The sequence below is a fragment of the Verrucomicrobiota bacterium genome (assembly GCA_016871675.1).
Lineage (GTDB): Bacteria > Verrucomicrobiota > Verrucomicrobiia > Limisphaerales > VHCN01 > VHCN01.
In genome coordinates this window covers 1-11,072 of the sequence record VHCN01000084.1, presented here as the reverse complement: position 1 = coordinate 11,072, position 11,072 = coordinate 1, and the positions used below count along the sequence as shown (strand labels likewise).

The window sequence follows — 11,072 nt, the reverse complement described above, 5'->3', positions numbered from 1 at the left end:
TACGTCACGCCCATCCCGACACGTCGGGACGGCCTGCCGAACAAGAAGGACGTGAAAGACGGCGTCATCGCCGACAAGATCACCGGACGTCCGCAAATACGCCGCCGAACAAGGCATGAGCGAGGAAGAGGCGTTGAAGAAGGGGATGGAGGAGAAGTCGACGGAGTTCGTGGGAAAGGGCTCGTAGGTTTACGCGAAGGCGTCAGCGTCCTTTCGAACACATCGCAAAATCGATCACCCGTCGCGCGGGAGTTTTCCTGCTCGGTCGCATCACCCGACCGGACTTCTCACTTGCGCGAGTTTGTGCGATTGGGAACCTTCGCGCCGTTTATGAACTACCGGATCACGAAACGCGCCGGCTGCCTGTCGCCGTCGCTCACGCTTGCGATTGATTCGAAGGCCAAGCAGATGAAGGCCGATGGCATTGACGTGGTGGGGTTCGGCGCGGGCGAACCGGACTTCGACACGCCCCAGCACATCAAGGACGCCGCCGCCAAGGCGCTCGCCGCGGGCTTCACGAAATACACGCCCGCTGCGGGCATCCCAGAGCTGCGCCAGGCCATCGCGGACAAGCACCGCCGCGAGAACGACCTCCTCTACAAGCCGTCGCAGATCATCGTGTCCTGCGGCGGCAAGCACTCGTGCTACAACGTCATCCTTGCGACGTGCGAGGAAGGCGACGAGGTCATCATCCCTGCCCCGTATTGGCTGAGCTACCCGGAGATGGTGAAGCTCGCCGGTGCGACGCCGGTGATCCTGCAGACGACGGACAAAACGGATTTCAAGGTGACCCCGGAACAGTTGAAGGCGGCGTTCACGCCACGCTCGCGACTGTTCATCCTCAACTCGCCGAGCAATCCGACGGGCGGCGTTTACACGCCGGACGAAATCAAGGCGCTCGGCGACATCTGCATCGAGCGCGGCGTGCTCATCATGAGCGACGAGATTTACGAGCACTTGCTCTACGACGGCGCGAAGCACAAGAGCGTGGCCAGCTACTCGCAGGCGCATTACGACCACACGATTGTCGTGCACGGCTTCGCCAAGGCGTGGAGCATGACCGGCTGGCGGCTCGGCTGGTGCGCCGCGCCCGAGCCCATCGCGAAGGCGATGGACGCCATCCAGGGCCACAGCACGAGCAACCCGACGAGCTTCGCGCAGAAGGGCGCCGTCGCCGCGCTCAACGGGCCGCAGGATCACCTGACCGGCTGGCTCGGCGAGTTCGCGCGCCGCCGCACTTACGCTTGGAAGAAGCTCAACAGCATCCGGGGCATCACCTGCGCGAATGCGAAGGGCGCGTTCTACCTCTTCCCGAACATCAGCGGCACCGGGCTCAAGAGCACCGAGTTCTGCGCAAAGCTCCTTGAACAGGAAAAAGTCGCCGCCGTCCCCGGCATCGCCTTCGGCGCGGACGACTACCTCCGCATCAGCTATGCTACGAGCATGGCGAACATCGAGAAGGGGCTCGATCGCGTCGAGAAGTTCTGCACGACGCTGGGCTAGCCGAAGCGCGACCGCCTGCAGCGCGCCGATCTGCGGGTCGGCGCGTTCGTGGTCCAATCGTTGCGTGGCAAGCCTCGCCCGCAACGACTACAGTCGACCCGTGCACTGGCTCCCCTACGGTTTGAACGCTGTCCTCATTCGATTCGCGAACTCGGTGAATGACGACGCGTTCGAGCGCGGTCGCGCCATAGCCGCAGAGTTGGATCGCAACCCGCCGACGGGCCTCGTCGGAGTCGTCCCGGCTTTCACCTCGGTCCTGGTGGAGTTCGATCCGGCAAGGGCGCGCGAGTTTGAGGCGCAGCTCCCGGAATTGCTTGCGCGACTCGAAATCTCGAAGGCTCCAAATGAAACGCACCGCGTCGTCGAGATTCCCGTGCGCTACGGAGGCGTCGACCTTGCGCGAGTCACGCAACACAGCACGCTGGCAGCCGATGAAGTCATCCGCCTTCATGCCGGCGCGTCGTATCGCGTGCACATGCTCGGTTTTGCGCCGGGCTTTCCGTATCTCGGCGGACTCGATGCGAGACTTCACACGCCGCGGCTGGCGTCGCCCCGACCGCGAGTGCGCGCCGGCTCCGTCGCGATCGGCGGCGAGCACACGGGCATTTACTCCGTGGACAGTCCCGGCGGCTGGAACATCATCGGCCACACCGACGTGAAAGTGTTCGACCCCGGTCGCCGCGGACCAAGCGGTGACGACGAGGCGATGTTCCTGCTGAAACCCGGGGACAGGGTGAAATTTGTTGCGATCTGAAATGACAGTCGATACTCACAAAACACCCCGTGGTGCGCGGTTCGAGGTGCATGAACGCGCTCTCCCGCACCACGAGCCACGCCCCGCGACGCCTTCATGAGCGCCACCCTTCGAATTCTCGCCCCCGGTCTCGGCGCGACCGTGCAGGACCCCGGCCGACCCGGCTGGCAGCGCTTCGGCGTGCCGCCGGGCGGCGCCATGGATCCGCATGCAGCTGGGTGGGCGAATCGTTTGCTCGAGAACCCGCCTGACGCCCCCGTGCTTGAACTCCTGCTCCAGGGCGCGCGGCTCGAAGTGCTCCTCGACAGTTGGCTCGCCATCACCGGCGCGGAAGCGGGCACGACCACGCCGACGTGGCGGGCGCGACTCGCGTCCGCAGGCGAAGTCATCGAGTTCCCCCGCGCGCGCTCCGGCGTGTGGAGCTACATCGCGGTCGAAGGCGGACTCGCGGCGCCGCAGTGGTTGCGGAGCGCGAGCGCGTATCCGCGTGCGAACCTCGGACTCATCCTGAAAGCCGGCGACGAACTCGCGCGCACGGACGCCGGTGCATTCTCGCTGCCGCGCGGAGTCGCGGGCCGGATCATCGCACCCGAAGAACGGCGTGATTACGGGCACCCGCCCGCGCTCCGCGTCTGGCCCGCGCCGCAGTGGAACGACTTCGATGAGACCGAGCGCGTGAAGTTCTTCGGCTCGGAGTGGACCGTGACGGCGCAATGCGACCGCGCCGGCTATCGGCTCTCGGGCGAACCCATCCGCTGCCGGGTCGCGAGCATCATCAGCGAGCCGACGTTGCCCGGGACCATTCAGGTTCCCGAAGGCGGCCAGCCTATTGTCACGATGCGTGACGGGCCGACGGTCGGTGGGTATCCGAAGCTCGCCGTCGTTGACGCCGCCGACCTCCCGTGGCTCGCTCAATGCAAGCCGGGCACAAAGGCAAGGTTCAGGCTTTCGGAATGAACAGCAGCAAACCTAGTGAACCAACGTGAAACGAGACGGAGCGCAACCGTCCGACTCTGTTCGCTTCGTGATCTTCGTTCCCTCCTGTTGAAATCCCGCGATGAAACTCGACCTCAACTGCGACCTCGGCGAAGGGGAGCCCATTGGCCGCACCCGTGCGCTCATGCGCCACATCACCTCGGCGAACGTGGCCTGCGGCGGGCACGCAGGCGACGTCCGGTCGATGGCCGCGTGCGTGAGGCTCGCGAAGCAATTCGGCGTGAAGGCCGGCGCACATCCCGGCTTGTGGAGCCGCGCGGACTTTGGCCGGGGTGACGCGAGCCTGACTCCCGACGAGTTCGAATTGCTCCTGCTCCAGCAAGTCAGCGCGGTCCAAGCCATCGCGCGCGAAGCGGGCCTGCCGCTCCACCACATCAAGCTTCACGGTGCGCTCTACCACGCGAGCGAGACGGACTCCAAACTCCGACGCCGATACCTCGAATGCGTCCTGCGTTTCTGGCCCGGGGCGAGGATCTACGCACTCGCCGGGGGCGCTGTGTGTCGCGACGCCCGCCGGGTTGGCGTGAACGTGTGGCCCGAGGTCTTCGCAGACCGTGCGTATCGCGACGACGGGACATTGGTCGCTCGCGGCGAACCAGGCGCGATGATCCCATCGACTCGAGGTGCCGTCGAACAGGTGAGACAAGTGATGAAGACCGGCGAACTGACAACGATGAGCGGCGCCCGACTGAAGCTGGTCCCGCGAACCGTGTGCGTTCATTCCGATTCAGAGAACGCGGCGCAACTCCTCCAGAGGATTGCCTCGGCTGTTCGTTGAACCTGCAGCACCAGTGCCAGGCCGGCCTGAAACTTCCCTTCCGGTTCGCGCTTCATGCACCAGCACCGTCCACACCTGGCAAGCGCGTTGGTTTCATCCGTGAAAGGGCCCGCCGCCGCGGCGGTTGGTTCGCTCCTGATGCGCATTGCCATTGGCAAAGGGCGGGCGACTTGATACGAACTCGCGCGATGAACCCGACCGCACCGTCCCGACGCCGTTTTCTCAAGTCCACGGCCGCGGCATCCGCGCTGGCGCTGGCAGAAGCCTTGCCGGCCGCCGAGGCGGCGGTGCGCCGGCGGAACCTCGCGCTAGGCTACGACAATTTCGCGGTTCGCGCGATGAAGTGGAACGCGCGCCAGCTCATTGACTGGGCCGCGCAGCTCCGGACGGACTCGCTGTTCATCACCGATTTCGGCCCGTTCGAGGGAAGGCACGATGACGCCTCGCTTGGGGACGTTCGCAGATACGCCGCCGACCGCGGCCTGAAAATCCAGCTTGGTTCGTGGAGCGTTTGTCCGACGTCGAAAACCTTCAAGAAAGACTGGGGCACGGCCGACGAACATCTCGCGCTCGGCATCCGCATGGCGAAGGCGCTCGGCTCGCCGGTGTTTCGAGCCATCCTCGGGAACGGGAGCGATCGCACGACCGAGGGCGGCATCGAGGCGCGCATTGCCGACACGGTGAAGGTGCTCAAGGCAGCGCGTAGCCGCGCGCGCGACGCGGGCGTGAAGATCGCGATCGAGAATCACGGCGGCGACATGCAGGCATGGGAGCTGGTCACGCTGATCAAGGCCGCGGGCACGGATTTCGTGGGCGCGAATCTCGACTCCGGCAACGCCGCGTGGACGATGGAAGACCCGCTGGAGAATCTCGAGATTCTCGGTCCGCACGTGCTGACGACGAGCCTGCGCGATTCAGCCGTGTGGGAGTCGCCCAATGGCGCGACCGTCCAATGGACCGCGATGGGCGAGGGCACCGTGGACCTGAAGGCATACTTCGACCGGTTCGAGAAGCTGTGCCCCAAGGCGCCCGTGCACATTGAAACCATCAGCGGGTTCCCGCGCGAGCTTCCGTTCTTGAAGGCCGACGCGAATTTCTGGAGGGCGTGGCCCAAGCTGCGCGAGCGGGATCTGATGAAATTCATCGCGCTCGCCAAGCGGGGGACGCCCGTTCCGGCGCACCGTTCGGCAAACAGCGAGGCGGAGCAGGCCTACCAGCGCGGCGAGGTCGAGCGGAGCATCCGGTATTGCCGGGACGTGCTCGGGCTCGGGTTGAAGTAACCCCCCGCGCGCGGGCTGCGGAGATTTTTCTTCGATTTCTCCCGGTGTTTGCGGTCCAATCCGCCCAGCACCCATATGAAACTCTGCCGATTCCAGCTTGATGACGGGCGTTCGCGCGTCGGGCTCACGCTCGACGATGTGTCGGTGGTGGACTTCTCGCTCGCGGGCGTCGAGCGGCTGGAGACGCTGCTGGAGTCGGAGGATCCGCTGCGGCTGGTGGAGAAGCTGGCCGCGACGACGACGCGGGCGCACCGCATCGCGAACGTGAAGTTCCTCCCGCCGCTGGAGCAGCACGAGGTCTGGGCCGCAGGCGTGACCTACCTGCGCAGCAAGAAGGCGCGGATGGACGAAAGCCGGTTCAGCGCCAGCGCCTACGACAAGGTTTACGATGCGGAGCGGCCCGAACTGTTCTTCAAGTCGCTTGCCGGCAAGGTTGTCCCGCACAGGCAGGCGATCGGGATTCGTGGCGACTCGAAGTGGAGCGTGCCCGAGCCGGAACTGGCACTGGTCATCAATTCACACGGCAAGGTCGTCGGTTGCACCATCGGCAACGACGTCAGCGCGCGCGACATCGAGGGCGAGAACCTCCTCTATCTCCCGCAGGCGAAGGTCTACCACCGCTCGTGCGCACTCGGCCCGTGGGTCGTCGTCGCGCCGCAGGAGGAGGCCGCGCGGCAGTGGACGATCACGATGGAAATCCTGCGCGGTGGCGCGCCGGTCTTCAAGGGTGAGACTTCAGTCGGGCAGCTCAAGCGTTCGTTCGCGGAACTCGCGGAGTTTCTCTGCCGCAGCCAGGTCTTCAATCACGGCGCAGTCTTGCTCACGGGCACGGGCATCGTCCCGCCGGATGACTTCACGCTCGCCGTCGGTGACCTCGTGCGCATCGTCATCTCAGGCATCGGCACATTGGAGAACCCGGTGGTCGCCGTTTAGCCCGCGCGCAACTGCCCACGCCGGCGGCGCGTAACCCATCCGCGGCTGGATCGTCTTGCCGTTTGAACACAGCGGCAGGCTCGTTTGCCTGCACTCTTCGAAACCGAACAACCTCCAACCGAAACGCCCATGAAAACTCGACGAATCTTCACACTCGTGTCGCTCGCCGCCGCGCTCGCATTCGCCTCAGCCGCCCCTGTCCAGGACAAGCCGGGCGACAAGAAACCTGCTGACCCCAAGAAAGAGGATCCTGCCAAGAAGCCCGAGGCCGAGCCCGAGAAGAAGCCCGAATCCACGGTGAAGAAGACGCGCACAAAACCCGTGAAGGACGCCGCGATCGAGAAACGGTTCGGCCTCGCCGACGCCGGCCTGACAGCGGAACAACGCGAGAAACTGAACCCGTTCCTCAAGGAGCAGGCCGAGAAAATCCAGACCCTGCGCAACGGCGACAAGGGCGACCGCAAGGGGAAACTCAAGGAAACCATGGAAGCCGTCCGTGCCAAGCTGAAGGACACGCTCAACGCCGAGCAATTCGAGAAGTGGGACAAGGCGAACGGCGGCCCGCGCAAGAAGAAGACCCAGTAAGTCAGTCGCGCCCGAGTTGCGCCGCGAGCCAGCCGCCGACCACCGCGCCTCCGAGGCCGCCCGCCAGAAGCGTGAACAGCGTATCGCCCCGCCGCTGCTGGAGGAAGTAGTAGCCGAGCCCCGCGCCAATCAACGCGCCGATGGCCGCGCGAAACACCACGGACTTCATCGTGGCGCGTTTCGCCGCGGCGCTCCTCGACTCGCGCTCGCGTTCGGATCGGGCGCGTTCCTCCGCCTCATGCGCCGAGAGGAGTTCATCCAACTGCGGCCGGGTCGAAGCTGTGAAAACACTCGCGCCGGCCTTCGAGCGATGGTGCGAGAGTTCGGCGAGAATGCCGCCGTCGTGGGTCGCGACGTAAACCGCCGCCGACGGGAATTCCGCAATACAATCGAGCGCGAGCCCCACAAGCCGCTGGTCGCGTTCGGACTGCGGGCCGAGGAACTTCTCCTGAATCGCCGGCATCGAGGCGCCCGCGAGATCGGCCTCCTCGCATGCGGGAAGCGCCATGATTTTCGAGCACAAGGACCGCGCGCGCTGGGCGGACTCGTGCTCGGGCGAATCCAGCCGCGCATGGATCTCCTCCTTCACCTGGCGCGGAATGATGTGCGTGACGGGCGGAATCGCCAGACCGCCGCCGGGCCGGCCGGACCGGCCCGCGCGCTCGAAACGCACCGGTTCCGACTCCCGCAGCAGGAAACTCGTGTCGTAGATGACGATGATGTGGTCCATTCGGTGCAGCGATGTTCGCCGCAGGCTAATGCACGCGTGGCCCGGTGTGAATCCGCTTCCTCGGCGCCGGCTACATCGCGCGCCGGCCTTCGATCGCGCGGCTGAGCGTGAGTTCATCGGCGAACTCCAGCCCCGTTCCCGCGGGGATCCCATGCGCGATGCGGCTCACTTTCACGCTGCGCTTGGAAAGTCGCTGCGCGAGGTAGTGCGAGGTCGCGTCACCCTCGACATCGGTGCCGAGCGCAAGAATGACCTCGCGAATCGGCTCGCTCACAAGCCGCGCCTCCAAGTCGGCGACGCGCAAGTCTTCGGGACCGATGCCGTTTGTCGGGGAGATTCGGCCGCCGAGCACATGGAACCGCCCGTGAAACGTGCCGGACTTCTCGATGCTGAGGATGTCCGTGGGCCGCTCGACGACGCAGACGATCGCGGCGTCGCGCCGGTGGTCGCCGCAGAGTTCACACGGCTGGCGCTCGGTCAAGGCGCCGCAGGTCGTGCAGTGCTGGATGCGCTCGCGAGCGGCGAGCAACGACTCCGCGAGTAGCCGCGAGAGACCGGCTTCGGCCTGGACGACGTGGAGCGCGATGCGTTCGGCCGAGCGGGGACCGATGCCAGGCAGCCTGGCGAGCGCCGCGATCAGCGAGCGGATGGGTTCGGGAAGCGACGCCATGGTTTGCACTCGTCGTCGTCCTCAATCCATCCGGACACTGCGCGGACGAGGCCGACGCGCGTTACATCATCCCCGGCAGGCTGAAGCCTTGCGTGGCCTTGCCCATTTCCTGGTTGGAGATCTCCTTGGCCTGCGCGAGGGCGTTGTTCGCGGCGGAGAGGACGAGGTCCTGAAGCAACTCCGTGTCGGCCGGGTTCACGGCCTGCGGGTCGATCTTGATCGCGGCGAGCGTGCCGTCGCATTTGGCGATGGCCTTCACCACGCCGCCGCCGCTGGTGGCCTCAACGGTGCGGGCGGCGAGGTCCGCCTGGATTCGCTCCACTTGCTGCTGCATACGCGCAGCCTGTTTCATGAGTTTGCCGATGCTTGACATGGTGCGGCGAGAGTCGCCGCTCGCCCCGGCGAAGTCAAATCTCCGGCGCACCCGGCGCCAATGCGATTGCCTTCACGGCGTCCGCGGATATTCTGGGGCAAGAATCTGGTCGTCACCGAAACTTGCCCGGGCCGAGCATGCCGCCCAAGAAATCCAACTTCCTCGACAAGGTGCTCGGGCGCATCTCGCGGCTCGACGCGCACGGCGTGCAGACGGTGGTCGAGCGTCTCGCGCGCGAACGGGCGTTCCTCGAGACCGTGTTCGACACGATCGAGGACGGCGTGCTCGTGCTGGACGAGCAGGGGCGCATCACCTACTTCAACGAGGCCGTCTCCGCGCTCGTGGGGCTGCAAAAGGGCAAGGCCGAGGGGCAGCCGGTCACGCGATTCCTGCCGGAGCTGGACTGGCCCAAGCTTGCGGCGTTCGACACCGCGGGCGGCGCGCGCGTGGTGCGGCACGAGTTCGAGGTGGCCTATCCGAGGCAGCGATTCATCCGGCTGTATGCGGCGCCACTTGATGGCAACGCCGCGGGCAGCACGGGCGTCGCACTCATCCTGCACGATGCAACCGAGGCGCGGCAGAAGACCTTCGAGGCGATCGAGAGCGAGCGCATCACGGCGCTCACGTTGCTCGCGGCGAGCGTCGCACACGAGCTGGGCAACCCGCTCAACGCGCTGCACATCCATCTCCAGCTCATGGAGCGCGAGTTGAAGAGACTCCAGTCGCCCGCGGCGGACGCGGCCCGGTTCAAGCCCGCGCGCGGCAAGGCACAAGCCGCGCCCGCGCGCGCGTTGCGGCACGACAACGCGGCCAGCGTGCGCAAGCTCGAAAACTACCTGAACGTCTGCAAGGGCGAGATCACGCGGCTTGACTACATCATCACGCAGTTTCTTCAGGCCATCCGGCGGTCGCCGCCGCAGTTGAAGCACGGCTCGATGAACGACGTGGTGACGGACACGCTGAACTTGCTCCGTCCCGAGCTCGAAAACCGCGGGCTCATCATCAAGGAACGATTGGCGCCATCGCTGCCCCCGTCGCCGATCGACGCCGCGCAGATGAAGCAAGTGCTCGTGAACCTCATCAAGAACGCCGCGCAAGCCATGACCAAGGGCGGCACACTCACGTTGCAAACGGGCGAGGCGAGCGACGGCGTCTTCGTGAGCATCGGCGACTGCGGCGGCGGCATCCCGCAGGAGCAAATCAACCGCATCTTCGAGCCGTTCTACACGACCAAGAGCAAAGGCAGCGGGCTCGGCCTGATGATCGTGCAGCGCATCGTCCGCGAGCACCACGGCCGCATCGAACTCGAAAGCCACGTCGGCGAGGGCACCACGTTTCGCGTCTGGCTGCCGCTCCACGAGAAGAAGGTCAAGCTGCTCGCGCCGCACACGCGGGATTGACGCCTGGAAGCCAAGTCGTTGGAATGGCTTGCAAGGCGGGCGCATCTTCCATTCAACCCGCGCAACTCAAACCCTCAACCAACCGCACTCCCATGCAAATGGCCCAACCCACCGATGCCCACCGCAAACTGGAACGCCTCGGCGGCAAGTGGCGCGGCGCGGAGACGACCCATCCCGCGCCGTGGGATCCGGCCGGCGGTCCCGCAACAGGCACCCTCGAGAACCGCATCGCACTCGATGGCATTGCGGTGATCCAAGACGGGACCCACGCGAAGGCGTGAGCCTTGCGGGACTCCCGCCGCGGGTCGGCTGGGTGGATTCCGCGCCAAACCAATCGCCGCCGCCGTTCGTTCAACCACACGGCACGCTTTCCTACAGTCATTTCCGGAGGCAATTACTTTGACCTCACCGGGAACTTTTCCTATCGTCCGCTGTTTTCAACTCTCGGGATCACGCCCCGACTTGTATGGGTTTCACCTCGATCAAGAGCGTCTTTGCCCGCGCGTCCCTGGCCACCGAAAGCCAGTTCGACACGTGGAGCAAGGCGTGGCGCGCGACGGCGCATGCGGGCGCGGCTGAGACGATGCTCGCCTACATGTGCCGCGAGTCGGGGCTCACGGAGGAGGCCTTTTTGCAGAAACTGGGCGGCGCGCTCGACTTGCCGACCTGCGATCTCGCCCACGCGACGATCGAACCCGAGGCGCGCGACAAAATCGCCACCAAGGTCGCGTTCCAGCACGCGGTCATGCCGGTGAAGTTTGAAAACGGCGTGCTGACGGTTGCCACGCACAATCCCTTCGACACCGCGATGCTCAACGCCGTGCAGTTCGACGCGCGCGGTCCCGTGCAGCTCGCGCTCGCGCCGCGCGCCGAGATCGAGAAGGCGCTCAAGAAACACTACGGCGTCGGCGCCGAGACGCTCGAGGAAATCGAGGACGACGAGCCCGTCGAGATCATCGTCGGCGACAGCAAGGAAATCACCGGCGACGACCAGGAAGCGAGCGTCATCAAGTTCGTCAACCAGATCATCTGGGAAGCCTTCAAAGACCGCGCGACGGACATCCACTTCG

At 65.6% G+C, this 11,072-nt stretch carries 13 protein-coding genes and 1 pseudogene; 11 read left to right on the top strand and 3 right to left on the bottom strand.

Annotated elements, in window-relative coordinates:
* Positions 1 to 79 precede the first annotated feature (79 nt).
* The 8 genes and pseudogenes from FJ386_13725 to FJ386_13690 all read left to right on the top strand — a co-directional run bounded on the left by FJ386_13725 (position 80) and on the right by FJ386_13690 (position 6,829).
* Positions 80 to 187 (top strand): annotated as a pseudogene (locus tag FJ386_13725) (thiamine biosynthesis protein ThiC).
* Between the two features lie 143 nt (positions 188 to 330).
* Entirely contained in the window at positions 331 to 1,503 is a 1,173-nt protein-coding gene (locus FJ386_13720) for a pyridoxal phosphate-dependent aminotransferase (GenBank protein MBM3877751.1), read from the top strand.
* The gene (gene pxpB, locus FJ386_13715; GenBank protein MBM3877750.1) at positions 1,433 to 2,257 is read left to right on the top strand and encodes a 5-oxoprolinase subunit PxpB; all 825 of its coding nucleotides are present in this window, start codon (positions 1,433 to 1,435) and stop codon (positions 2,255 to 2,257) included. Before FJ386_13720 ends, pxpB begins: the two co-directional genes overlap by 71 nt.
* A 96-nt stretch (positions 2,258 to 2,353) precedes the next feature.
* Positions 2,354 to 3,214 (top strand): biotin-dependent carboxyltransferase, encoded by an 861-nt coding sequence (locus tag FJ386_13710; GenBank protein MBM3877749.1) that lies wholly within the window; start codon positions 2,354 to 2,356, stop codon positions 3,212 to 3,214.
* 100 nt (positions 3,215 to 3,314) lie between these two features.
* The gene (locus FJ386_13705; GenBank protein MBM3877748.1) at positions 3,315 to 4,031 is read left to right on the top strand and encodes a LamB/YcsF family protein; all 717 of its coding nucleotides are present in this window, start codon (positions 3,315 to 3,317) and stop codon (positions 4,029 to 4,031) included.
* A 188-nt stretch (positions 4,032 to 4,219) separates the two neighbouring features.
* Positions 4,220 to 5,311, top strand: a complete 1,092-nt coding sequence (locus tag FJ386_13700; GenBank protein MBM3877747.1) for a sugar phosphate isomerase/epimerase — start codon at positions 4,220 to 4,222, stop codon at positions 5,309 to 5,311.
* Between the two features lie 75 nt (positions 5,312 to 5,386).
* The gene (locus tag FJ386_13695; protein MBM3877746.1) at positions 5,387 to 6,244 is read left to right on the top strand and encodes a fumarylacetoacetate hydrolase; all 858 of its coding nucleotides are present in this window, start codon (positions 5,387 to 5,389) and stop codon (positions 6,242 to 6,244) included.
* A gap of 129 nt (positions 6,245 to 6,373) precedes the next feature.
* On the top strand, positions 6,374 to 6,829 hold the full coding sequence (locus FJ386_13690; GenBank protein MBM3877745.1) for a hypothetical protein: 456 nt from the start codon (positions 6,374 to 6,376) through the stop codon (positions 6,827 to 6,829).
* A 1-nt stretch (position 6,830) separates the two neighbouring features.
* Here FJ386_13690 and FJ386_13685 read toward each other — a convergent pair whose 3' ends face one another.
* The 3 genes from FJ386_13685 to FJ386_13675 form a co-directional block, all read right to left on the bottom strand.
* Complete coding sequence (locus tag FJ386_13685; GenBank protein ID MBM3877744.1) at positions 6,831 to 7,559, bottom strand: hypothetical protein; 729 nt, start codon at positions 7,557 to 7,559, stop codon at positions 6,831 to 6,833.
* Between the two features lie 70 nt (positions 7,560 to 7,629).
* A complete protein-coding gene (recR, locus tag FJ386_13680) occupies positions 7,630 to 8,238 on the bottom strand; it encodes a recombination protein RecR (protein ID MBM3877743.1) in 609 nt (202 codons plus the stop codon).
* Positions 8,239 to 8,290: 52 nt separating this feature from the next.
* Positions 8,291 to 8,602 carry a YbaB/EbfC family nucleoid-associated protein gene (locus tag FJ386_13675; GenBank protein ID MBM3877742.1) on the bottom strand — a complete coding sequence of 104 codons (312 nt, stop codon included), beginning with the start codon at positions 8,600 to 8,602 and terminating at the stop codon, positions 8,291 to 8,293.
* 137 nt (positions 8,603 to 8,739) lie between these two features.
* Between FJ386_13675 and FJ386_13670 the strand changes: the two genes are divergently transcribed.
* From FJ386_13670 to FJ386_13660, 3 genes are all read left to right on the top strand, one after another.
* Positions 8,740 to 10,002: a PAS domain S-box protein gene (locus tag FJ386_13670; GenBank protein ID MBM3877741.1), complete on the top strand. Its 1,263-nt coding sequence runs from the start codon at positions 8,740 to 8,742 to the stop codon at positions 10,000 to 10,002.
* 98 nt (positions 10,003 to 10,100) lie between these two features.
* Entirely contained in the window at positions 10,101 to 10,283 is a 183-nt protein-coding gene (locus FJ386_13665; protein ID MBM3877740.1) for a hypothetical protein, read from the top strand.
* 185 nt (positions 10,284 to 10,468) lie between these two features.
* A partial coding sequence (locus tag FJ386_13660; protein ID MBM3877739.1) for a type II/IV secretion system protein occupies positions 10,469 to 11,072 on the top strand: 604 nt, incomplete at its 3' end.